21 protein-coding genes are annotated in these 21,509 nt (G+C 72.3%); 13 read left to right on the top strand and 8 right to left on the bottom strand.

The genetic code is table 11. The annotated features are described in order from the left end of the window. The first annotated feature begins 258 nt into the window (after window positions 1-258). Window positions 259-612 carry a hypothetical protein gene (locus IG86_RS0112350; RefSeq protein ID WP_030819755.1) on the top strand — a complete coding sequence of 118 codons (354 nt, stop codon included), beginning with the start codon at window positions 259-261 and terminating at the stop codon, window positions 610-612. Between the two features lie 50 nt (window positions 613-662). Here IG86_RS0112350 and IG86_RS0112345 read toward each other — a convergent pair whose 3' ends face one another. Then, complete coding sequence (locus tag IG86_RS0112345; protein WP_030896742.1) at window positions 663-2,030, bottom strand: pyridoxal phosphate-dependent decarboxylase family protein; 1,368 nt, start codon at window positions 2,028-2,030, stop codon at window positions 663-665. Between the two features lie 120 nt (window positions 2,031-2,150). Continuing rightward, entirely contained in the window at window positions 2,151-2,675 is a 525-nt protein-coding gene (locus IG86_RS0112340; RefSeq protein WP_037942331.1) for a flavoprotein, read from the bottom strand. A 105-nt stretch (window positions 2,676-2,780) separates the two neighbouring features. Here IG86_RS0112340 and IG86_RS0112335 point away from each other — a divergent pair, with 105 nt between their 5' ends. Further along, window positions 2,781-3,617 (top strand): hypothetical protein, encoded by an 837-nt coding sequence (locus tag IG86_RS0112335; RefSeq protein ID WP_030896737.1) that lies wholly within the window; start codon window positions 2,781-2,783, stop codon window positions 3,615-3,617. A 12-nt stretch (window positions 3,618-3,629) separates the two neighbouring features. Here IG86_RS0112335 and IG86_RS0112330 read toward each other — a convergent pair whose 3' ends face one another. Then, the gene (locus IG86_RS0112330) at window positions 3,630-4,064 is read right to left on the bottom strand and encodes a hypothetical protein (RefSeq protein ID WP_030819743.1); all 435 of its coding nucleotides are present in this window, start codon (window positions 4,062-4,064) and stop codon (window positions 3,630-3,632) included. 42 nt (window positions 4,065-4,106) lie between these two features. On the opposite strand from IG86_RS0112330, the gene IG86_RS0112325 reads away from it, so the two are divergent. The 3 genes from IG86_RS0112325 (at window position 4,107) to IG86_RS0112315 (ending at window position 7,145) form a co-directional block, all read left to right on the top strand. Further along, window positions 4,107-4,799 carry a DUF6882 domain-containing protein gene (locus IG86_RS0112325; RefSeq protein ID WP_324611351.1) on the top strand — a complete coding sequence of 231 codons (693 nt, stop codon included), beginning with the start codon at window positions 4,107-4,109 and terminating at the stop codon, window positions 4,797-4,799. A gap of 945 nt (window positions 4,800-5,744) precedes the next feature. Further along, window positions 5,745-6,389 carry a DUF4360 domain-containing protein gene (locus tag IG86_RS0112320; RefSeq protein ID WP_030819737.1) on the top strand — a complete coding sequence of 215 codons (645 nt, stop codon included), beginning with the start codon at window positions 5,745-5,747 and terminating at the stop codon, window positions 6,387-6,389. Window positions 6,390-6,437: 48 nt separating this feature from the next. Then, entirely contained in the window at window positions 6,438-7,145 is a 708-nt protein-coding gene (locus IG86_RS0112315) for a DUF4360 domain-containing protein (protein WP_107051841.1), read from the top strand. A 79-nt stretch (window positions 7,146-7,224) separates the two neighbouring features. Here IG86_RS0112315 and IG86_RS39845 read toward each other — a convergent pair whose 3' ends face one another. Beyond that, a complete protein-coding gene (locus IG86_RS39845) occupies window positions 7,225-7,689 on the bottom strand; it encodes a hypothetical protein (protein ID WP_157854810.1) in 465 nt (154 codons plus the stop codon). A gap of 107 nt (window positions 7,690-7,796) precedes the next feature. Between IG86_RS39845 and IG86_RS0112305 the strand changes: the two genes are divergently transcribed. The 3 genes from IG86_RS0112305 (at window position 7,797) to IG86_RS0112295 (ending at window position 12,158) form a co-directional block, all read left to right on the top strand. After that, complete coding sequence (locus tag IG86_RS0112305; RefSeq protein WP_030819731.1) at window positions 7,797-8,348, top strand: GNAT family N-acetyltransferase; 552 nt, start codon at window positions 7,797-7,799, stop codon at window positions 8,346-8,348. A 163-nt stretch (window positions 8,349-8,511) separates the two neighbouring features. Then, the gene (locus tag IG86_RS0112300) at window positions 8,512-9,600 is read left to right on the top strand and encodes a DUF7847 domain-containing protein (RefSeq protein WP_030896732.1); all 1,089 of its coding nucleotides are present in this window, start codon (window positions 8,512-8,514) and stop codon (window positions 9,598-9,600) included. Window positions 9,601-10,004: 404 nt separating this feature from the next. Next, on the top strand, window positions 10,005-12,158 hold the full coding sequence (locus tag IG86_RS0112295; RefSeq protein WP_030896730.1) for a discoidin domain-containing protein: 2,154 nt from the start codon (window positions 10,005-10,007) through the stop codon (window positions 12,156-12,158). A gap of 85 nt (window positions 12,159-12,243) precedes the next feature. On the opposite strand, the gene IG86_RS0112290 is transcribed toward IG86_RS0112295, so the two are convergent. The 4 genes from IG86_RS0112290 to IG86_RS0112275 are packed head-to-tail and all read right to left on the bottom strand — an operon-like array spanning window position 12,244 to window position 16,954. Continuing rightward, window positions 12,244-13,623: a GH1 family beta-glucosidase gene (locus IG86_RS0112290; RefSeq protein ID WP_234316344.1), complete on the bottom strand. Its 1,380-nt coding sequence runs from the start codon at window positions 13,621-13,623 to the stop codon at window positions 12,244-12,246. Then, window positions 13,620-14,513, bottom strand: coding sequence for a carbohydrate ABC transporter permease (locus IG86_RS0112285; protein ID WP_030828211.1), 894 nt, complete (start codon window positions 14,511-14,513; stop codon window positions 13,620-13,622). The genes IG86_RS0112290 and IG86_RS0112285 overlap by 4 nt, the downstream gene beginning before the upstream one ends. Beyond that, window positions 14,503-15,573 carry a carbohydrate ABC transporter permease gene (locus tag IG86_RS0112280; protein WP_078848644.1) on the bottom strand — a complete coding sequence of 357 codons (1,071 nt, stop codon included), beginning with the start codon at window positions 15,571-15,573 and terminating at the stop codon, window positions 14,503-14,505. Before IG86_RS0112280 ends, IG86_RS0112285 begins: the two co-directional genes overlap by 11 nt. A 10-nt stretch (window positions 15,574-15,583) precedes the next feature. Then, on the bottom strand, window positions 15,584-16,954 hold the full coding sequence (locus tag IG86_RS0112275; protein WP_045937410.1) for an ABC transporter substrate-binding protein: 1,371 nt from the start codon (window positions 16,952-16,954) through the stop codon (window positions 15,584-15,586). 197 nt (window positions 16,955-17,151) lie between these two features. Between IG86_RS0112275 and IG86_RS0112270 the strand changes: the two genes are divergently transcribed. The 5 genes from IG86_RS0112270 to IG86_RS42945 all read left to right on the top strand — a co-directional run bounded on the left by IG86_RS0112270 (window position 17,152) and on the right by IG86_RS42945 (window position 21,456). Then, window positions 17,152-18,456 (top strand): ROK family transcriptional regulator, encoded by a 1,305-nt coding sequence (locus IG86_RS0112270; RefSeq protein WP_030896728.1) that lies wholly within the window; start codon window positions 17,152-17,154, stop codon window positions 18,454-18,456. 116 nt (window positions 18,457-18,572) lie between these two features. Continuing rightward, complete coding sequence (locus IG86_RS0112265; RefSeq protein ID WP_037942325.1) at window positions 18,573-19,412, top strand: class I SAM-dependent methyltransferase; 840 nt, start codon at window positions 18,573-18,575, stop codon at window positions 19,410-19,412. A 231-nt stretch (window positions 19,413-19,643) separates the two neighbouring features. Further along, on the top strand, window positions 19,644-20,060 hold the full coding sequence (locus IG86_RS42950; protein WP_030828197.1) for an Ig domain-containing protein: 417 nt from the start codon (window positions 19,644-19,646) through the stop codon (window positions 20,058-20,060). A gap of 97 nt (window positions 20,061-20,157) precedes the next feature. Continuing rightward, a complete protein-coding gene (locus tag IG86_RS0112255) occupies window positions 20,158-20,778 on the top strand; it encodes a nucleoside/nucleotide kinase family protein (RefSeq protein ID WP_030896724.1) in 621 nt (206 codons plus the stop codon). A gap of 126 nt (window positions 20,779-20,904) precedes the next feature. After that, window positions 20,905-21,456: a hypothetical protein gene (locus IG86_RS42945; RefSeq protein ID WP_030896722.1), complete on the top strand. Its 552-nt coding sequence runs from the start codon at window positions 20,905-20,907 to the stop codon at window positions 21,454-21,456. Window positions 21,457-21,509 lie beyond the last annotated feature (53 nt).

Raw genomic sequence — 21,509 nt, 5'->3', positions numbered from 1 at the left:
TCGCGGCGCAGCTCCCGGCGGCCGCTCGCCGAGTGCGGTCCGCGGCTGCGTCTGTTCCCCTTCATCACCTTCATCCTCGCTCCGGGCGACGGGCGGCGCCCCCCGGCCGCCGCACTCGGGTGCGGCGGACACCCGTGTGCGCGGGCCGGCCCGTCCGGTGGAGTTCATCCGGTCGGCCGAGCACAGCAAGCCACCCGCGCCACGCCGGGCCACGCTGTGGGCAAGGACCGCCACCACCGCACAGACGAGGACCGCACCATGTCCCACAGGCGTCGTATCGGCATCATCGCGGGGGCCGCAGCGCTGCTGCTCAGCGCCACCGCTTGCTCGGGTCTGGGTCGGACCACGGTCGGCCAGCTCAGCTTCCGCGGCCATGACTCGCCGGTCGAGATCAGCTACTCCAACAGCCTCGTCACGGGCTGCCACCGGATCGCCATCCCCGACGGGGCAACGCACGTCGAGAACAACACCCTCGTCGACGTCATCCTGTACCAGAACTTCGACTGCAAGCAGACCGACGAGCCGAACAACGGGATCTACGTGGCGACGACCCTCTCGAACGTGACGGCGCCCAGGACCCGACCCTGGCGGAGCTTCAGCGTGGTCCACTGACGCCGGCGAGACGCTGACCGGCCTCCTCGTCCCACGCGGCCGGGATCCGGTCAGGGGCCGGCGGCGGCGCGCCGGATCGAGTCCAGGGCGCGCGCCACGTCGTCGTCGTTCGTCGACCAGTTGCTCACCGAGATGCGCATGACGCGCCGGCCGTGCCAGGTGGAACCGCTGATCCACGTCGTACCGTCGTCGAGCAGCCGGGTGAGTACCCGCTCGGTGCGCTCGTCGTCGCCGAACCCGGCGCACACCTGCGTGAACACCACCTCGTTGAGCACCCGGGCGCCGTCGATCGCGGCGATGCCGTCGGCGAACGCGCACGCGTGCCGGCACAGTCGGTCCACGAGTTCGGCGACCCCCGAGCGGCCGAGCGACCGCAACGCCGCCCAGACCGTGAACGCCCGCCCGCGGCGGGAGAGTTCGGGGACCTTGTCGACCGGGTCCCCGTGTTCGTGCTGGATGAGGTAGTCGCCGCGCAGACCCATCGCGGCCCGGAGCGCGGACGGGTCACGCACGACGGCGAGACCGCAGTCGTAGGGGACGTTCAGGGTCTTGTGCGCGTCCGTCGCCCACGAATCGGCGTACCCGCAGCCCTCGGTCAGGTGCGCGTGGCGCGGCGACGCGGCCGCCCACAGCCCGAAGGCCCCGTCCACGTGCACCCAGGCGTCCGCCTCGCGGGCGGCGCGTACGGTCTCGGTGAAGGGGTCGAAAGCGCCGGAGTGGATGTCTCCGGCCTGGAGGATCACGACGGTGGGACCGGGCCCGCCCGCGGCCAGGACGCGCCGCAGGGCCTCGGGATCCATGCGCCCCTGCTCGTCGGCCTCCACCAGCGCGGGGGCGCCGAGCCCCAGGTAACGCAGCGCCAGGTCCACGGCCATGTGCCGGTCCTGGCCGGCGACGGCCCGCACGGGCGGACCCCCGACGAGGCCGTCGTGGGCGACGCTCCAGCCGGCGCGCCGCAGCACCTCGTCGCGCGCGGCGGCGAGGCAGGTGAAGTTCGCCATGGTGGCACCGGTGGTGAAGCCGACTCCGCTGTCCCTCGGCAGCCCCAGCAGATCGAGCAGCCACGCTGCGGCCACCTCTTCCACCGCCGCGTACGCGGGCGAGGCGGCCCGCATCACGGAGTTCTGGTCCCAGGCGCTGACCAGCCAGTCCGCGGCGAGGGCGGCAGGCTCCGTACCGCCGACCACGAAACCGTAGAACCGGCCGCTCGGGAACGCGGTCAGTCCCGGCTCGCAAGCCGTCGCCAGCAGGTCGACGACGTCGGCCGGAACACCGGGGGCGTCGGGCAGTTCGGTGCCGAGCGCGCGCACGATCTCGTCGACCGAAGCGCGTGCGGGAACCCGCCGCTCGGACAGGCTCGTCAGCCACCGGACGGCATGCTCGTGCGCCCGCCGGAGCGCGGCCTCGCGCGCGTCCATACCTCGGACTATGGGACAGGAGCCGCCGCCCCGCAAGCCGCGACTCGTACGTACGTTCTCCCTCGGTGGTCCGGGCGGTCCGGGCGGTCCGGGCGGGTCCGGGCGGTCGGTCCGCGCCGGTCAGTGCTGGAGGGCGGTGTGGTCGAGGCCGGCCAGGGCGGCGGCCCAGGGGAAGGGGGCTGCGTCGGCGGCGGTGTTGTCGTACGGGAGGAGCTGGACCCCGGCGCTCCGCAGCGTGGTGAGGGAGATCTCGTACTGCGGGTGCGCGGCGAGGGCGCTGTTGGTGCAGGAGATCGCGGTGACGGGGGTGGTGTTGCCGAGGGCTTCGGCGGCGAGACCGACGGTCAGCCGGTCGGTGAGACCGAGGGCCCAGGCGTTGACGGTGTTGAAGGTGGCGGGGGCGTAGAGGAGCGCGTCCGGGGCCGGCCACTGCTCCGGTTCGCCCGGCAGCTGGTACTGCCAGAGGACCGGGTGGCCGGTGAGGGCGGCGAGTCCGTCGAGGCTCTCCGCGAGCCAGTGTGCGGCGGTGGGGGTGAGCCCGAGGCACACGTTCCAGCCGCGGGCCTGGGCGTCTTCGATGACGTGGGCGACGTCGAACACGGGTGGGGCGGCGGAGCAGAGCAGGTAGAGGGTCTTCGTGGTCATGCGGCATTATGATCATATCGCGCAACCTCAAGTGTGGTTGAGGGAGCAAGATCGAGCCCAGGTTCCCCTGTCGCCGCGCAACCGCCGGTGGGGGACAGTGGAGCTGTGGTCGATGCCGACGCGGTGGCAGCCGAGCTGTACGGGCTCAGGCCGGAGGAGTTCACGGCCGCCCGGGACGCTCACGCGGCCGCCGCCCGCAAGGCGGGGCAGCGGGCCGAGGCGAAACGCATCGCCGCCCTGCACAAGCCCACGCTCGCGGTGTGGGCCGCGAACCGGCTCGCCCGCGCCGACGCGGACCAGGCCCAGCATCTGCTGGAACTCGGCCGGGGGCTGCGCGAGGCGCACCGGACCCTGTCGGGAGAGGACTTGCGCAAGCTGTCCCACCAGCAGCACGTGGTCATCGCGGCGATGGCCGGCGAGGCCCGGCGCCTGGCCGGCGAAGCGGGGCAGGACCTCTCCGCCGGGGTGCAGCGGGAGGTGGAGCAGATCCTGCGCAGCGTCCTCGCCGACCCCGAGGCGGCCAGCACCTGGGCGCGCGGGGTACTGGAGAAGGCGCCGCCCCCGGCCGTCGGCTTCGCCGAGGTGGCACCCGCACCGGGTACGGCCCCGCGACCGCAGCAACCCGAGCGGCGGATGGAGCCCGAGCCCGAGCCTGAACCGGAGTCGGAGCCGGACGACACGCAGGAGGCCGAGCGGACGAGCCGGGAGGCCGAGCTGGCCGAGGAGGCCCTGGCGCTGGCGGAGACGGAGCGGGAAGAGGCACGCGCCGGCCTCGGCGCGCTCGACGAGCAGATCGCGGGGCTCGAGGAGCGGCTGGGCCGTGCCCGAGAGGAGCGCGAGCGCCTCGCGGCCGTCGCGGAGGCCGCCGAACGCAGCCACAAGGACGCCGTACGGGAGGCGAAGAGGGCTCGGACGGCGGCCCGGAAAGGCCGGCGTCGCTGACCGGAACACGCATCAGTACAGGTGTACCGCCACTGCGCACAGGCCGAGCCCGTTCCGAGCGGCGTGCCGCCACATCCGCAGCGGGCCGTCGAGGCCCCGCTCCTCGCCCGGGGTGCAGGAGAGCCAGTCCTGGGCGTCCGCGGCGGCGCGTTCGGCCGGACCGGAGGACAGTGCGCGCTCCACGGCCCCCAGGTACTGCCGGACCTGAGCGGAGGTCAGCAGGAAGTTTCCGCACAGCCCGGACGCGACCGGGTACTCCTTGGAGTGCACGGAGACGAACACGTCCTCCTGCGCCTGCTCCGCCCACACGTCGTCGACCGCGTGGAAGGGCGGGTCGGCGGTGCCGTCGCGGACGGCGTCGGTCCCCGGCGGCGCGTACCGGGTGGCGCGGTCCGGCAGCGGCGCCCGCTGCCGGCGCCTCCAGTGCTCCCGCGCGCCCGACGCCACCGCCCCGCACCGACGTCGGTGTCACCCCCTAGTGTCATAGGCATGATCATGAAGACTGAGTTCAGCGACGCGTTCCTGCTGGAAGCCGAACGGCATGCGGCCTGGGGCGCCGCGCAACTGGAGACCCTCACCGAGTTCATGCCGACGGGACCCTGGACGGCGGACCTGGAGGCGTGTCTGTACCGGCAGGGCGATCTGGAGCTCCGGGTCGCCGTGCTGGGCACGTACGACCTCCGGGAGCGGTCCTGGATGTGGGGCTGGGCCAACCCCGGGCTCCGCGGCAGCGAGGTCGTCGCCCTGACCGGCGGGATCGAGCGCTACGGACGGGCCCACGCCATCGCCGAGTTCACCGAGGAGGTCCTGGACCTGTCCGGCTTCGAGGACCCCCGGCGGGCCGCCGAGACGCTGGCCTTCGCGGGCATGGGCGTCGCCGAGGCGCCCGGCTACCTGGGCCTCCCGGCGGGACCGGACAGCCAGGTCTACTTCCTGCCGGACGATCCGCAGGTCCCGCGGGCCGGCCTCGACGCGGTGTCGCTGCCGCGCCAACTCGTGACCGGCACGGGCCTGATCGGCCGTTCGGCCCGGCGGGTCGTCACCGGCTACCTGGATCACCACGGCCTGCCGTCCCGGGAGGACGGGAACCTGATCCGGACCGACCTTCCCGGCGGCAGCGCGGCGGAGATCGAGTTCGACGACGCGGGCCGCATCGCCGCCGTACGCTTGACCGCGGTCTGACCGCGGTCTGACCGCGGTCTGACCGCCGGGCCGGCACGCCGGACGCACCGACGTCGCGCTGACCGGCGCGGGCGAGGCCGCGGCCGGCGCTCTGGCTCCGAGGCCGGCCCACCGCCGTCCGGTGGCCCCCACCACCGCGGCGAGACGCCCGCGCCGGTGGCCGTACGCACGGCGACCGCGCGCTCGTGCTCACCGTGCGCCGGCTCCGCCTCGACGCATCCGCGAGCCGTTTCCCGGCCGCCCGCATCCGGCACTCTCCGCTTCCGGGCCGGCGAGGACGGGCAACCGCCCCCTCCGCCTGGAACGTCCCCCAGCGGGTGGCTTGCCGATCAGGCCGGGCTCGGGGCGCCCGGCACCGCTCCCGCATCCGACCTTGAAGACGAGACACCCCCCGGGGCAAGGCGGCGCCGTCGGCATCCCGTCACGGTCGCGGACCACCGACCCCGACGGGGCGACCTCCAGGGCGTCGCCGGGCCTGCGTACCCGCTTTCCGGACCGCGCCGACCGGCCCGCATGCCTCGCCGCCCGCCACGGCGGCACGTCATCCCGTCCGGTCCGGCCAAGTTGCCACCGCCTGCCTCGCGGTCCGCCCGTCCGGGCCGGTCCGCCGGCCCGCCGTCCCACCTGCGCCGCGACGGATCGCCGCCCGACCCCGCAGGCATGAAACGCCAGGGGCCGCTGCGCCTGCTGGGGCCGGCGTGGTCGCAGCCCGCCCACCGAACCGGGCCTTTCCGGTCCATCGTGGGCATCGCCACCGGACGGGGGACAGGCCACCGGCCGTCGCGGCCGGACGGGCACCGCCGAAGCGGAATTCGGCCAATGGGCGGGTGCGCGCACCGCCTCGGGGCGGTTGTCCATATCCCGTCCTGTCACCGCACCCGCCCCCGTGGTGGCATGTCCATGCCGAAATCGGATCGGCGGCCCCCGATGAATGGAGAAACAAGGATGTTGCTCCGCAGGCTTACCGTCGGCGCGGCAGTGGTGGCGTTGTCCACCCTGGCGATGCCGGCACAGGCCCACAACGTCACGTATCCACCCGGGAGAATCACGGTCGACGTCGTCGGCGTGAACGGTTCAGGGTGTCCCCAGGGAACGGCGAGCGTCGCCGCCGCCTCCGACAACACCTCCTTCACGGTCACGTACAGCGACTACCTCGCGCAGGCCGGCGCAGGCTCCGGCGGCACCGATTTCCGCAAGAACTGCCAGCTGGCCCTCCAGATCCACGTACCGCAGGGCTTCACGTACGCCATCGCCCGGGCGGACTACCGCGGCTTCGCCCACCTCCAGCGCGGGGCCTACGGCCAGGAGCGCGCCAACTACTACTTCCAGGGCATGGCCCAGACGACCCGCAGGACCCACCAGTTCAACGGCCCCTACTCCGACAACTGGCAGGCGAGCGACCAGACGGAGTACGCCGACCTGGTCTGGGCGCCGTGCGGCGAGGAGCGCAACCTCAACGTCAACAGCGAACTGCGCGTGTACGCCGGAACATCGAGCCCGCAGACCCTGAGCTTCATGAGCATGGACTCCACGGACGGCAGCGTCAGCACGGTCTACCACTTCGCGTGGAAGGAATGTCCCGCGGTCTGACACGGCGTGAGCCTCGGAACCAGCACATCACGGTCAGGAGTGACAACGATGTCCCACCCCCTGCCCCGCACTCTGTTCACCGGCGCCGCGGCCGCGGCACTGATCGCCACGGCAACTCCGGCCGGGGCCGCCGGGCCCACCCCGCAGATCACCGCACCGCCCGACAAGATCGTGATCGAACTCGCCACGGTGAACGGGTCCGGCTGTCGGGAGGGCACCGCGGAAGTGGCCGTCGCACCCGACAACACGGCCTTCACCGTCACCTACAGTGACTACCTGGCCCAGGTCGGGCCCGGCTCCCCGCCGACCGGATTCCGCAAGAACTGCCAGCTCAATCTGCGGGTCCACGTTCCCTCGGGATTCACCTACGCCATTGTCCAGGCGGACTACCGCGGATTCGCATTCCTCCAACCGGGCGCATGGGGGCAGGAGAAGGCGAACTACTACTTCCAGGGAATGCCGCAGACCACCCAGCGCACCCATCAGTTCAATGGCCCGCTCAATGACAACTGGCAGGCGACCGACAGGACGGAGTACGCGGATCTCGTCTGGGCGCCGTGCGGTGAGAAACGCAATTTCAACATCAACACCGAACTGCGCGTCAACGCGGGCACGTCCAACCCGCAGTCGGCCACCAGCTTCATGACCATGGACTCCACCGACGCGAGCGTCAGCACGCTCTACCACCTCGCCTGGCAGGCCTGCCCGGCCCCCCGGCCCCGTCCGGGCCAGGCCCCGTCCGGGGCGGCATCCTGAACGGTCTCACGACCGGGTGAGGCAGCACGGCGGTACGGGCTCCACGGGCCAAGGGCCCGTACCGCCGTGCGCGGGCCGCTCAGGCGGTGCGCCGGGGCGCCGACGGGAAATGGGCTCGGGCCCCGGGCAGGTGCATGGGGACGACGGCGGCCGCCGCCAGCACATCGGGCAGGGCGTTGACCACGGCCCACCAGGCGGGGTCGATCCCGTCCATGCCGAGGCCGCCGACCCGGAAGAGCAGGAACACCGCACCCACGACCGTCAGCACCGCCCGGGCCCAGCCCCGCCCGGCCCGCATCCGTGCCGCCACGAACAGCCACGCGCCCAGGAGCACGGCCAGCACACCGGCGGACCGCACGAGTTGGGTGACCGCGGCGCTCCGCCCGGCGAACTCGGTCAGCTCGTCCAAACCGGTGGGCGCTACCACGAACACCCCCAGCACCCAGACCAGGACCTCCGCCGCGACGGCCGCCAGGGTGAGCGCCCACGCCGCCTCCGTCTGCTTCGGGCGCTCTGGGCCCGCACTGCCGGTACCTGTCCTCATGACGGTCTCCTTCCGGGGTACGCCCCGTGAGAGTGCGAACGGGACCCCGAGGTTCCCCTCGTCCGCCGTGGGCGTGCGCCGCACCGGTGATCGGTTAGGTTGGCGCGATGTCCGAACTGCGAACCGAACGCCTTGTCCTGCGCGAGTGGCGGGAGTCCGACCTGCGACCCTGGGCGGCGATGAACGCCGACCCCGAGGTCCGCGAACACTTCGACGGAGTGCTCACCCGTGAACAGAGCGAGGCCTCCGCGGCCCGCTTCCAGGCCGCCATCGAGCAGCGGGGCTGGGGCTGGTGGGCCGTCGAGGTGCTGGACACCGGCGAGTTCATCGGTTTCACGGGACTGGACCCGGTGGACGAGGACATGCCGTTCACCGGGGTGGAGGTCGGCTGGCGGCTGGCCCGCTCCGCCTGGGGACACGGCTACGCCACCGAGGCCGCCCTCGCCGCCGTGGCCTTCGGATTCGACACCCTCGCGCTGCCCGAGGTCCTCGCGGTGACCACGGCCACCAACCTCCGTTCCCAGGCGGTGATGCGCCGCATCGGGATGACCCGCGACCCGGCCGACGACTTCGACGACCTCACCGTGCCCGACGGGCCGCTGCGTCCGAACGTGGTGTACCGGCTCCCGGCGGAGGGCCGCCACCCCGTCGGGAGGTGACCGTAGGCGCAGTCCAAGCCGGTTGACCTGCGCGGGAGACGGCGGCACCGGGCCGGGGCCGTGTACGGCCCCGGCCCCGCGGCGGGTTACCGTGTCCCTTCATTCGAGGGGGAAACCACAGATGTCGCACAACACGGGGTGGGCACAACACCCGGGACAGCCCATGCCACAGTGGGGAGGCGGCTGGGTGCCGCCGTCGGCCCCGAAACCGGGCGTCATACCCCTCCAGCCGCTCAGCCTGGGCGACATACTCGGCGGCGCCTTCTCGGCCTTCCGCCGGAACTGGAAGGCCCTGGTCGGCGTCATCCTCGCCGTGCAGGGGATCGCGATCCTGCTCGTGACCCTCGCGGTCGGCATCGCCGTCGCGGTCGTCTTCGACAGGTTCTCCGCCGTCTTCGACCTCGGCCCGGGAGAAACCGCCGCCGACGAGGACGTGATGGCCCTGCTCCTGGCCTTCGTACCGGCCGCAGTGCTCCTCATGGTCACGCTGACGGTCGGCGCGGCGATGATCAGCGCGCTGGGTCCGGCCGTGATCCAGGAGGCCGTCGTCGGCCGCACGACGACGTTCGGTGCGATGTGGCGCCGCTGCTGGTCCCGGCTGCCGGCGGTGCTCGGCACCGTGCTGCTCGCGGGGCTGATCGCGGGCGGGCCGATGCTGCTCGTCTACGCGGTCTGCCTGCCGCTGGTCATCATGTCCGCCGACGGATCCGGGCCGCCGGCCGCGCTGATCGTGCTGATCCTGGGCGTCCTGGTCTGCGTGCCCGTCTCGGTCTGGCTGGCGACGCGGTTCAGCCTGGCGCCCGCCGTCGCCGTGTGCGAGGGGCTCGGCACCGTCGCGGCCCTGCGGCGCTCCGCCCAGCTGGTCAAGGACGACTGGTGGCGCGTGTTCGGCATCTCCACGCTGGGCTACTTCGTGGCGATGGCCGTGGGCTACGTCATCCAGATGCCGTTCACCTTCGTCGGCATGGCGGCGTTCCTGCCGAGCATGCTGGAGGCGGGCGACGCGAGCGCGGACCCGGAAATGGTCATCGCCGGACTCGGCGTGTACGTGATCTGCATCCTGATCGGCGGTCTGGCCAGCGGGCTCTTCCAGTTCGGCTTCCCGCCGCTGGTCCTGGCCCTGCTCTACGTCGACCTGCGGATCCGCAAGGAGAACCTCGCGGAGTCCCTGATCGCGGCGACCACCCCGACCGACGCCCGGACCGACGCCCCGACCCCGCCCCCGGCGACTCCGGCACCCGATCAGTCCTGACCCTGCCCGCCGCGCCCGCTCCTGCGCGACGCGCGTGACCGAGGGGGAGGGCGTCGGCCGAGCGCAACGGGTCCCACCCGTATCGGTGTCAAACATCGAACGCACAACGGCCTTCGCCCTTCCCGTAGGGCCATTTCCTGAAGTGGTGGCGGTGATCGCCCGCGCTGTCGAGGCGACGGGGTCGGCCGAGCGGATCGGCCGGCTTCGCCAGTACAGCTAGGCCGACTTTTTTCGTCAACACTTTTCACAAGGATTGAAGAAACTCCGAGTTCACAGCCCTGCCCCGCATATGACGTCCCATCCGGCCTTCGCTTCGTGAACGCTCAAGCCCTTGACGGTCTCCCCGGCGGGCAGTTCACTCACGCTTCGATCCCCCCGGATCCACGACGTCAGGAGCACCCCACATGCCTCCACGCCCCAGGCCGTCCCTCGCGGCGGCCCTCGCCGCCGCGCTGGTCGCCGCCCTCCTCGTGCTGCTGCCCGGCAGTACGACCGCCCAGGCGGCGCCCGTTCTGCTCTCGCAGGGCAGGCCGGCCACCGCCTCCAGCACCGAAGGCGCCGGCACCCCCGCCTCTGCCGCCGTCGACGGCGACAACGGCACCCGCTGGTCGAGCCAGTTCGCCGACCCGCAGTGGATACAGGTCGACCTCGGCGCCGCCGCCCGGCTCAGCCAGGTGGTGCTGCGCTGGGAGACCGCCCATGCCAGGGCCTACCGGATCGAACTGTCCACGGACGGATCGAACTGGACCACGGCCCACTCCACCACCGCCGGAACCGGAGGCGTACAGACCCTCGACATCACCGGCACCGCCCGCCACGTGCGGGTGTACGGGACCGAGCGCGCCACCGCCTGGGGCTACTCGCTCTGGGAGTTCCAGGTCTACGGGACCACCGGTACCGGCCCCACCCTCCCCGGCGGCGGCGACCTCGGCCCGAACGTGATCGTCTTCGACCCCTCCACCCCCGGCATACAGGCCAGGCTCGACCAGGTATTCCAGCAGCAGGAGTCCGCGCAGTTCGGCTCCGGCCGCTACCAGTTCCTGTTCAAGCCCGGGACCTACAACGGCCTCAACGCCCAGATCGGCTTCTACACGTCGATCTCCGGCCTCGGCCTCAGCCCCGACGACACCACCATCAACGGCGACGTGACCGTCGACGCCGGCTGGTTCAACGGCAACGCCACCCAGAACTTCTGGCGCTCCGCCGAGAACCTGGCCCTCAACCCGGTCAACGGCACCGACCGCTGGGCCGTCTCCCAGGCCGCGCCGTTCCGCCGGATGCACGTCAAGGGCGGCCTCAACCTCGCCCCGAACGGCTACGGCTGGGCCTCCGGCGGCTACATCGCCGACTCGAAGATCGACGGCCAGGTGGGCAACTACTCGCAGCAGCAGTGGTACACCCGCGACAGCTCGATCGGCGGCTGGTCCAACGGCGTCTGGAACCAGGTCTTCTCCGGTACCCAGGGCGCACCCGCGCAGGGCTTCCCGAACCCGCCGTACACCACCCTGGACACCACGCCGGTCTCGCGCGAGAAGCCCTTCCTGTACCTCGACGGAAACGAGTACAAGGTGTTCGTGCCCGCCAAGAGGGTCGATGCGCGTGGCACCTCATGGGGCAACGGAACCGCTCCGCAAGGCAGTTCGATCCCGCTCAGCCAGTTCTACGTGGTCAGGCCCGGCGCGAGCGCCGAGACGATCAACCAGGCGGTCACCCAGGGCCTGCACCTGCTGTTCACCCCGGGCGTCTACCACGTCGACCGGACCATCCAGGTCAACCGGCCCGGCACCGTGGTCCTGGGCCTCGGCCTCGCCACCATCGTCCCGGACAACGGGGTGACCGCCATGAAGGTCGGCGACGTCGACGGGGTGCGCCTGGCCGGCTTCCTCATCGACGCGGGCCCCGTCAACTCGCCCTCGCTGCTGGAGATCGGCCCCGCCGGCACCACCACCGACCACGCGGCCGACCCGACCACCGTGCAGGACGTGTTCATCCGCGTGGGCGGCGCCGGTCCCGGCAGGGCCACCGTCGGCATGGTCGTCAACAACCACGACACGATCGTCGACCACACCTGGATCTGGCGGGCCGACCACGGCGACGGAGTCGGCTGGGAGACCAACCGCTCCGACTACGGCCTCCGCGTCAACGGCGACGACGTACTCGCCACCGGGCTGTTCGTGGAGCACTTCAACAAGTACGACGTGCAGTGGAACGGCGAGCGCGGCCGGACGATCTTCTTCCAGAACGAGAAGGCGTACGACGCCCCCAATCAGGCGGCGATCCAGAACGGCTCGATCAAGGGCTACGCCGCCTACCAGGTGGCCGACTCCGTCGCCGTCCACGAGGGCTGGGGGCTGGGCAGCTACTGCTACTACAACGTCGACCCGACGATCCGTCAGGAGCACGGCTTCCAGGCGCCGGTCAAGCCGGGCGTCAGGTTCCACGACCTGCTGGTGGTCTCGCTCGGCGGCAACGGCCAGTACGAGCACGTGATCAACGGAACGGGCGCCCCGACCTCGGGCACCTCCACCGTCCCGTCCACGATCGTCTCCTTCCCCTGACCCCCTGACCCCCTGACCCCCTGACCCCGTGACGGCGCTGCGGGGCGGCCGGAGCCGCCCCGCCGCGCATTGCCCGCAGCCGCCGTCACCCGGTCCGGTGGGCGGCGATGATCCCGGCGTAGTGGCGGCCGCTCGACTTGATGGTGCGCCGCTGGGTGGCGTAGTCGACGTGGACCAGGCCGAAGCGCTTGTCGTAGCCGTAGGCCCACTCGAAGTTGTCCAGCAGCGACCAGGCGTAGTAGCCCGCCACCGGCGCGCCCCGGCGAGCGGCACGGGCGCAGGCGGCGAGATGGGCGGTGAGGTAGGCGGCCCGTTCCGGATCGTGCACGGTGCCGTCCGGGGCGACGGTGTCGGGGTAGGCCGAGCCGTTCTCGGTGATGTGGACGGGCCCGGCGCCGTACTCCAGGTGCAGGCGCATGATCAGGGCTTCGAGGCCGCCGGCGTCGACCTCCCAGTCCATGCCGGTGCGGTGGACGCCGGGACGCACGACCTGCCGGGCGTACGGGGCGGGCCCGTCCGGGTCGGCGGTGACGACCTGCGGGAAGTAGTAGTTGAGCCCGATCCAGTCCAGCGCGGTGGCGATGGCGGCGGGGTCCCCGGCGCGCTCGGGGAGGTCGACCCCGTACACCTCGCGCATGTCGGCGGGGAAGCCGCGGCCGTGGACCGGGTCGAGCCACCAGCGGTTGACGTGCCCGTCCATGCGGCGGGCGGCGGCCAGGTCGGCCTCGCGGGGGGTCGCGGGCTCGACGGTGGAGAGGTTGTTCACGATGCCGACCCGGGCGCCGGGCGCGGCCGCGCGGACGGCGCGGGCGGCGAGACCGTGCCCCAACAGCAGGTGGTAGGAGGCCCGGACGGCGGCGGTCAGGTCGGTCAGTCCGGGGGCCATCCGGCCCTCCAGGTGGCCGATCCAGGCGGAACACAACGGTTCGTTGAGGGTGGCCCACTGGGTGACGCGGTCGCCGAGGCGCGCGGCCACGATCCCCGCGTACGAGGCGAAGTGCTCGGCGGTGTCCCGTAGGGGCCAGCCACCGCGGTCCTGGAGGGCCTGCGGCAGGTCCCAGTGGTAGAGGGTGACGGAGGGCTGGATTCCGGCGGCGAGGAGCCCGTCGACGAGGCGGTCGTAGAAGTCCAGGCCCTTGGGATTGGCCGGGCCGTCGCCGCCGGGGACGACGCGCGGCCAGGCGACGGAGAGCCGGTAGGCGTTGGTGCCCAGCTCCCGCATCAGGGCGATGTCCTCGGGCCAGCGGTGGTAGTGGTCGCAGGCGGTGTCACCGGTGTGGCCGCCGTCGACGGCGCCGGGGACACGGGAGAAGGTGTCCCAGATGGAAGGGGCCCGGCCGTCCTCGGCGACGGCTCCCTCGATCTGGTAGGCGGAGGTTGCGGTGCCCCACAGGAAGTCGCGGGGGAGGGCACCGACGTCGACGGCGTCCATGCCGGTGCTGGGAAGGCTTTCGGAGAGGGTCATTTGACGGCTCCTGCCGTGAGTCCGGCCACCAAGTACTTCTGGAGCAGAAGGAATCCGGCGACGACGGGGATGCTGACGACGAGCGAGGCGGCCATGATCTGGTTCCAGTAGACGTCGTTCTGCGTGGAGTAGCCCTGCAGGCCGACGGCGAGGGTGCGGGTGGCGTCGTTGGTCATGACGGAGGCGAAGAGGACCTCGCCCCATGCCGTCATGAAGGCGTAGACGGCGACGGCGACGATGCCGGGCACCGCTGCCGGCACCACGACGCGGAAGAGGGCGCCGAGGGGCCCGCAGCCGTCGACGGTGGCCGCCTCGTCGAGGTCGCGCGGCACCGAGTCGAAGTAGCCGATCAGCATCCAGATGGAGAAGGGGAGGGAGAAGGTGAGGTAGGTGAGGATCAGCGCGCCGCGGGATCCGTAGAGGGCGATCCCGGTGGCGTTCCCCACGTTCACGAAGATCAGGAACAGGGGCAGCAGGAAGAGGATCCCGGGGAACATCTGGGTGGAGAGCACCGTCAGGGTGAACAGGCGCTTGCCGCGGAAGCGGTGGCGGCTCACGGCGTAGGCCGCGAAGACGGCGATGACCACGGACGCGACGGTGGCGGTGCCCGCCACGATCAGCGAGTTCACCAGGTACTTGGCGAGCGGGACGGTGTGCCAGATGTCGGTGTAGGGGCGCAGCGTGAGCCCGCTCGGGATCCACCGGAACCCTCCGGCGACGTCCTGGAGCGGTTTGAGGGAGCTGGTGACCATCACGAAGACGGGCAGCAGCGTGAAGGCCGCGAGGACGGTGAGGAAGACGGCCCGCAGCGCCCGGAACGAGGCCGGCGGATCGAGCGGGCCGCGGGTGCGGCGGCCGCCGCCCCGGGAGGAGTGCGTACTAGCGGGCATCGGCGTCCTTCCGGCCGCGACCGGTCAGGAGGAGGTACGCGGCGGTGACGAGGAGCAGGAAGAGCAGCAGCAGGACGGACATGGCCGATCCGGTGCCGAAGTTCCAGGTGACGAAGCTGGATTGGTAGATGTGGACGGAGACGAGGTCGGCGGCCTCGGGGGCCGATCTGCCGAACAGCAGGAAGGGGGTGTTGAAGTCGTTGAAGGTCCACAGGAACAGGACGAGGACGAGGACCTGGTTGACGGGGCCGAGCGAGGGCAGGGTGATGCGGCGGATCTGCTGCCACACGCCCGCGCCGTCGAGCGCCGCGGCCTCGTACAGGTCCCGGGGGATGTTCTGCAGGGCGGCCGTGACGATGAGGAAGGCGAAGGGCCAGCTCTTCCAGACGGAGACGGTCAGCATCGCCCAGAAGCTGTTGTCGCCGATGAGCCAGAAGGTGTGCTCGGCGCCGCCGAGGCCCAGCTGGTCGTGGATGACGTGGTTCACCAGGCCGTTGTCCCGCTGGAACATGAACGCCCAGGTGATGACCGCCGCGTAGGCGGGCAGGGCGTACGGGACGAAGAACAGCGCGCGCAGCAGACCGCGGCCGCGGAAGGAGTGCTGGGTGAAGACGGCGGCCGCGGTGCCCAGCAGCCAGCACAGGGCGACGGAAAGGAAGGTGAACAGGCAGGTGGTGAGGAAGGAGTCCAGGAGCGCCTTGCCGACGGGCCGGTTGACGTCGACGGCCAGCTCGTAGTTGTCGAAGCCCGTCCACGGGGCCCGGGACCAGTCCTGGATGAAGAACTGGGTGAGCTTGCGGAAGCTCATCAGGATGCCCATCACCATCGGGACGAGGTGGACGAGCAGTTCGAGCAGCAGGGCCGGCAGCAGGAGGAGGTAGGGCAGGGCGCCGCGGCGGGCCCGCCCCGGGCGGCGGGGGCCGCCGCCGGACCGGCGCAGGCGCGCGGCGACGCCGCCTCCGGTCCGGCCCGCGGCCGTCGGCCCGGCCGTGGGGGCGCTCTGGGGTGCGGTCCCCGGGGGGACCGTGCCGGGCGCGGAGGTCATGGGCGCGGAGGTCATGGCCGACGGCTCAGTTCGCCATCTGCTGCTGGGCCTTGGCGAGCTTGGCCCTGACCGACTCGGTGGTCACCGGCCGGCCCGCCGCGGCATCGGCGAAGAGCTCCTTGACGGCCGTGCCGACGGTCGTCTCGAACTGCGACTCCTCGGGCACCTGGGGGAGCGGGGCGGCGCTGGTGGCGAGCGTGTCGCGCAGGACGGTGAGGTCCTGGTCCGCGAAGGCGGGGTCGCCCTGCGCCGCCTTGACGGGCGGGATGGAGCCGTAGGTCCTGTTGAGGACCTTCTGCTCCTCGTCGCTCGTCATGAACCCCACGAACTTCAGGGCGCCGTCGAGGTTGTCGGTGTTCTTGAAGACGGCCATGTTGATGCCGGCGACCATGGAGTTGACGCTCGCGCCGCCCGTGCCCGGTGCGGCGCCGGCCGGGACCGGGACGGGGGCCGTGCCCCAGTCGCCCTCCTTCATGCCGTGGGCCTTGAACGAAGTGGCCGCGCTCTGCCACAGCACCATGGCGGTCCGGCCGCTCGCGAAGTCCTGGAGGGACTGGTTCTTGTCGTATTCGGCGTTGCCCGGCGCGACGATCCTGTCCCTGGCCATCAGGTCGACGTACTGCTTGACGGCGTCGACGTTGGCGGGGGTGTCGAAGGTGGGCTTGCCGGCGGCGTCGAAGAAGGAACCGCCGTGCTGCCGGGACAGGACGAAGACCTGGTGGATGTTGTTGGCGAGGTTGGCGCCCTCGGCTCCCAGCGCCCACGTGCCGGACGTGCCGCCGCCGCTGATCCTCCGGCCGGTCTCGACGAGCTCGTCCCAGGTGGCGGGCGGCTTCTCGATGCCCGCCTCCTGGAACATCCTCTTGTTGTAGTAGAGGGCGTACGCCATGGAGTAGAGGGGGACGGCGGCCGGGTCCTGGCCGGCGGCCCCGGCCGAGCCCATGGCGGACGCGACGAAACGGTCCCGGCCTCCGATGGCCTGGAAGTTCTCGGCGGTCCAGGGCAGCAGGGCCCCGGTGGCCTGGAGCGATGCGGACCAGGTGTTGCCGATGTTCAGGACGTCGGGGCCCTGCCCGGAGGCGGTCGCGGCGAGGATCCGGTTGAGCAGATCGGACCAGGGGATGACCTCCAGCTTGACCTTGATGCCGGTCCGCTCCTCGAACTTCTTCAGCTCCGGGCCGAGAGCCGCCTGGTCCGCGGCGATGTCGGCGCCTTGGTTGGAGGCCCAGTACGTGAGCTCGTCGGGGGCGGAGTTGGAGCCGGCGCCGTCGGTGGACCCGCCGCCGCACCCGGTGGCGGTGGCGAGCAGGGCGGCGACGGTGACGGCGGCGGCCGCGGCTCTGGCGGCGGCGTTGACGGCGGCGTTGGCTGTGGCGGTGGCTGCGGATCTGCGCATGACGGCTCGGTCCCTTTCGGAAGGGGTCGGGAGGAAGGCCGGTGTCCCGCGGCAATGCCTGGTGCGCTGGACCGACCGGTTTGGCCCAGGGCTTAATTTAGGACGTGAGTTAAGCCTCGTGGAAGGGTCGCGTCAAGTGGTCGCGCAAGGGTATGTTGCGAGCGGTGTCACGAGGACGTGACGGTGGAAGGGGCCAGATGACCACAGGGCGAAGCGGACGCACGGTACGGGACCTGCGGCGCGGCAACCGCAGTGCCGTGCTCCAGCGGCTGTACTTCGGGGGCCCGATGAGCCGCCAGGAACTCGGACCGGCGACCGGGCTGAGTTCCGGATCCGTCAGCAACGTCGTCGGTGAACTCGTCGCCGACGGGCTGCTGGAGGAGGCCGGCGTCGTCGACTCGGACGGCGGCCGGCCCCGTACCCTGCTGCGCGTCCGCCCCGGCAGCGCGTACATGATCGGCGTCGACGTGGGCGAGACCCGGGTCCGCGTCGAGCTGTTCGACCTGGCCCTGACCGAACTCGCCCGCACCGAGATGCCGTTGCTGCCGCGCGGCTGCTATGACGTCGGCCCGGTCGTCGACCACGTCAGGACGGGCATCGCCACCGTCCTGGCCGACGCGGGGATCGGCGCGGACCGGCTGCTGGGCGTCGGGGTCGGCGTGCCCGGCATCGTGGACCACGACGCACCGGGCGGATCCGTGGTCCACGGCCAGACCATCGGCTGGGACGCGGTCCCGCTGGAACGGCTGCTGCGGGCCACCGGGGCGCTGCCCGAGGAGGTCCCGTACCTCATCGACAACGGCGCGCGCACCCTCGGCCAGGCGGAGATGTGGTTCGGCGGCGGACGCGGGGCCAAGGACGCGGTCGTCGTCCTCTTCGGCTCGGGCGTCGGCGCGAGCCTGATCACCGACGGGTCGCCGGACGGCGGCACCACCGAGGGGACCCCTCTCGAATGGGGCCACCTGACCGTCTCGGTGCGCGGCAGGCGGTGCCGCTGCGGCGCGCTGGGCTGTCTGGAGGCCTATACGGGCGCGGAGTCGCTGCTGGCCCGGTGGGCGGAGCGCGGCGGCGGCCCGGCGCGGCCCGGGGCGGTGGACGAGGAGGAGGCCCTCGCGGAGCTGCTCGCGGCGGCGCGCGCGGCCGATCCGGTGGCCGTGGAGATCCTCGACGAGACGGCCGAGTACCTGGGTGCCGGCCTGTCGGACCTGGTCAACCTGTTCCAGCCGGAGCGGATCCTGATCGGCGGCTGGGCGGGGCTGCTGCTCGGCCCGTACATCCTGCCGTCGGTCCGCGAGCACGCGGCCCGCTACTCCCTTCGCCACCCGGCCGGACGGGTCACGGTGGGCCTCGGCTCGCTGGGACCGGACGCGGTCACGGTCGGCGCGGCCACGCTCCCGCTGTCGGCCTTCTTCGCCACGGGCGGACGCCGGGCCGCGCCGGAGCCGGCCGCGGAACCCCCGGCCTGGCACACGTCGCTCTCCACCCGGGCGGGCGGAGCCTGACGGAGCACGCCCGGTCCGGCACGCCCGGTCCGGCGCGGCGCGGTCCGTCACGGCACGGCACGGCACGGCGGACGGTGCACCACGCGCACGCGGCCGATCGAGGGGACAATTGCCCCATGGCTGACACAGGGCTGTCACCGGACGGCGCCGGATCCCCGGACGAGGGGCGCTACGGCGAGCGGGTCTTCCGGCCGGACCAGGGGGGCGAGGGCGACCGGATCGACCTCGGAGCCCTCACGTACGACGACACGTCCATGGCCCGGCTCCGCACCCTGGGGGCGGGCCCCGGCTGGACCTGCCTGGAGGTGGGGGCGGGAACGGGCACGGTGGCCCGCCGCCTGCTGGAGGAAGCGGGCGTGGCCGAGGTCCTCGCCGTGGACCGCGACGTCCGCTTCCTCGCCGCGCACCCCGTGACCGGACTGTCCGTGCTCCAGGCGGACGTCACCGCCGACGACTTCACCCCGGGCACCTTCCGGCTGGTCCACGCCCGCTTCGTGCTCATGCACCTGCCCTCCCCGCGCCGGACGGTCGCGGGGCTCAGCCGGCTGCTCGCCCCCGGCGGCGTCCTCGTCGTCAGCGATGCGGTCGACCTGACCACGGCCTCCGCACCCGACACGCCCTACACCCGTGCCATGCGGGCCATGTGGCAGGGGCTGCGCGACAGCATCGGCACGGACGTCACCCAAGTGCCGCGGTACCCCGAGCTGTTGAGGGAGGCCGGCCTGGAATCAGTGGCGGCCGAGATCCACGTACCGCCCCTCCAGCCGGGCAGCCCGATCAGCAGGTTCTGGGCCGACACCTGGGAGCGTGCCCGCGAGGCGATGGTGGGCACCGGCCTCGTCGACGACGGACAGCTGGACGAGGCCGTGCGCTACCTCGATTCCCCCGGATGCACAGGACTGTCCGCGGGCATGCTCACGGCCTGGGGCTGGAAGCCCGTGCCCGAAGGGTCGTGAACCACGACGCGCTCCACGGCTCCGCGGTTCCACGGCTCCGCGGTGCCAGGGGGCCTTTTCGCGGGGCGGGCGTCGAACGCGGGCGTGAGGGACCATCGACGCGGCGGGTGCGGCCGCCTATGATTCCGACGCCGTACCGCACCTCGAACACACATACCCAGCACGGGGGTTGAAGGCGCCCGGGACTCCTGCCGGAACCGCCCACGCCACCCGACGAGTTCGGAGGTCCTGTTGAGTACACACTTACGCACCCCGCGCAGACTGGCGGCCCTGGCCATCGGCCTGGCGGCCCTCCTGGCCGCGCCGACGGGCACGGCCCTCGCCGCACCGCAGGCCGCCGCCACCGGCGTCGTCCTCCGTGACGAGGCGGCCGCCCTGGCCGTGGTCAACCCCGGTAACCAGGTCGGTTACCAGTGGGACAGCGTCCGCCTGCAGATGAAGGCCACCGGCGGCGCCACACCGTACAGCTGGTCCGCGTCGAACCTGCCGCTCGGCACCTCGATCAACGCTTCGACCGGCCTGATCTCGGGCGTCCTGCGCGGCAGCGGGACCCGTACGGTCACCGTCACCGCCAGGGACGCCGCAGGCGCGACCGCCTCCACCACCTTCACCTGGCGCGTCATCCGCGACGCCTGCCCCCTCTGCTGAACGCGCCGGGCGGCGGCGCGGCGCGCAGCAGTGCGCGACGACCGCGGCGCCGCCGCCCGGCCCGCCCGCGGCGCGAGATCTCGGGCAGGATACGCACGTGCAGACGACGACGGAGCTGGTGGTGAGGGCGGCCGCGCTGGCCGGGCGGGGCGGCCGGCGGATCCTCGGCGTGGCCGGACCGCCGGGCGCCGGCAAGTCGACCCTCGCCGCCCGGCTGGCAGAGGAACTCGGTCCGCGAACGGCCGTGGTGGTCCCCATGGACGGCTTCCACCTCGCCCAGGCCGAGCTGGACCGGCTGGGGCGCGCCGACCGCAAGGGCGCCCCGGACACCTTCGACGCGGCCGGGTACGTGTCGCTGCTGCTCCGCCTGTGCGCCTCCGACGGCGCCACGGTCTACGCGCCCGCCTTCGACCGCTCCGTCGAGGAGCCGATCGCCGGGAGCATTCCCGTCCCGCCGGACGTACCGCTGGTGATCACCGAAGGGAACTACCTGCTGCACGACGCGGGGGAGTGGGCCGGTGTGCGGCCGCTGCTCGACGAGATCTGGTACTGCGCTCCGGACGAGGACACGCGCGTCCGTCGCCTGGTCGAACGGCACGTGCGCCACGGCAGGGAGCCGGCCGACGCGCGCGCGTGGGTGGCCCGTTCGGACGAGGCGAACGCCCGCCTCATCGCCCGCGGCCGTCACCGTGCCGACCTCGTCGTCGACACCGGCTGACGGCGGCCGGGGGGCCCGCAGGGTGCGGGCGTGGCGGAATGGCGTTGTCCGAATCCGCTGTTAGGGTGACGTGTGCTCGTCAAGGCGGGCGCATTTCGGTTCCTGATATTCCAACGGGGTTCAAACGTGAAGTTTCGTCATGTTCGTGCGATAGCCGTCTTCGGTATCGCCGTCGTCGCCCTGACCGGTGCCCGTGGTTCCCACGGCGCCAGCTGTGGCGGCGGCAGCCACTCCAGCTCCAGCTCCAGCAGCTCCGGCGGCAGCAGCGGCGGCAGCTCCACCAGCGGCAGCAGCGGCAGCAGCGGCAGCGACAGCACCAGCGGTACGAGCGGTACGAGCAGCAGCTCCGGTGGCACCACCACCGGCGGCACCAGCAGGGACAAGGCCGAGCGCGACATCAAGATCGACAGCTGCAAGCTGGACAGCACCGGCAAGAACCTGGTCGCCCGGCTGACCGTCACCAACAGCGGTTCTCTGGACCAGACCTACAGCATCACCATGAAGTTCAACCCGGCCGCCGGCTCCAGCGCGGTCGCGGCCCAGGCCCGGGTCACCGGACTCAAGGTCAAGGCCGGTGCCTCCCAGCAGACCGAGGCCACCGCGCCGTACACGGGCAAGGGCGACGGCAGCGAGTACAAGGAGTGCGTCGTCTCCACGGCCTCGAAGAGCTCCCTCTGACACACCGCTGACGTTCCGGCCGGCCGCCACGAGCGGCCGGCCGGGACGCTCGC

This window comes from Streptomyces virginiae (assembly GCF_000720455.1).
GTDB lineage: Bacteria > Actinomycetota > Actinomycetes > Streptomycetales > Streptomycetaceae > Streptomyces > Streptomyces virginiae.
The sequence above is the reverse complement of the archived record's forward strand: the minus strand, read 5'-3'. Positions and strand labels throughout refer to the sequence as shown.

Excerpts from the sequence above, each read along its gene's own strand:
- IG86_RS0112320 (WP_030819737.1), top strand. The coding sequence starts at position 5,745 with ATGTTGCTCCGCAGGCTTACCGTCGGCGCGGCAGTGGTGGCGTTGTCC.
- IG86_RS0112350 (WP_030819755.1), top strand. The coding sequence starts at position 259 with ATGTCCCACAGGCGTCGTATCGGCATCATCGCGGGGGCCGCAGCGCTG.
- IG86_RS0112325 (WP_324611351.1), top strand. The coding sequence starts at position 4,107 with ATGATCATGAAGACTGAGTTCAGCGACGCGTTCCTGCTGGAAGCCGAA.
- IG86_RS0112280 (WP_078848644.1), bottom strand. The coding sequence starts at position 15,573 with ATGACCTCCGCGCCCATGACCTCCGCGCCCGGCACGGTCCCCCCGGGG.
- IG86_RS0112290 (WP_234316344.1), bottom strand. The coding sequence starts at position 13,623 with ATGACCCTCTCCGAAAGCCTTCCCAGCACCGGCATGGACGCCGTCGAC.
- IG86_RS0112305 (WP_030819731.1), top strand. The coding sequence starts at position 7,797 with ATGTCCGAACTGCGAACCGAACGCCTTGTCCTGCGCGAGTGGCGGGAG.
- IG86_RS0112345 (WP_030896742.1), bottom strand. The coding sequence starts at position 2,030 with ATGGACGCGCGCGAGGCCGCGCTCCGGCGGGCGCACGAGCATGCCGTC.
- IG86_RS0112315 (WP_107051841.1), top strand. The coding sequence starts at position 6,438 with ATGTCCCACCCCCTGCCCCGCACTCTGTTCACCGGCGCCGCGGCCGCG.
- IG86_RS0112270 (WP_030896728.1), top strand. The coding sequence starts at position 17,152 with ATGACCACAGGGCGAAGCGGACGCACGGTACGGGACCTGCGGCGCGGC.
- IG86_RS0112340 (WP_037942331.1), bottom strand. The coding sequence starts at position 2,675 with ATGACCACGAAGACCCTCTACCTGCTCTGCTCCGCCGCCCCACCCGTG.
- IG86_RS0112275 (WP_045937410.1), bottom strand. The coding sequence starts at position 16,954 with ATGCGCAGATCCGCAGCCACCGCCACAGCCAACGCCGCCGTCAACGCC.
- IG86_RS0112300 (WP_030896732.1), top strand. The coding sequence starts at position 8,512 with ATGCCACAGTGGGGAGGCGGCTGGGTGCCGCCGTCGGCCCCGAAACCG.
- IG86_RS0112265 (WP_037942325.1), top strand. The coding sequence starts at position 18,573 with ATGGCTGACACAGGGCTGTCACCGGACGGCGCCGGATCCCCGGACGAG.
- IG86_RS0112295 (WP_030896730.1), top strand. The coding sequence starts at position 10,005 with ATGCCTCCACGCCCCAGGCCGTCCCTCGCGGCGGCCCTCGCCGCCGCG.
- IG86_RS0112285 (WP_030828211.1), bottom strand. The coding sequence starts at position 14,513 with ATGCCCGCTAGTACGCACTCCTCCCGGGGCGGCGGCCGCCGCACCCGC.
- IG86_RS39845 (WP_157854810.1), bottom strand. The coding sequence starts at position 7,689 with ATGAGGACAGGTACCGGCAGTGCGGGCCCAGAGCGCCCGAAGCAGACG.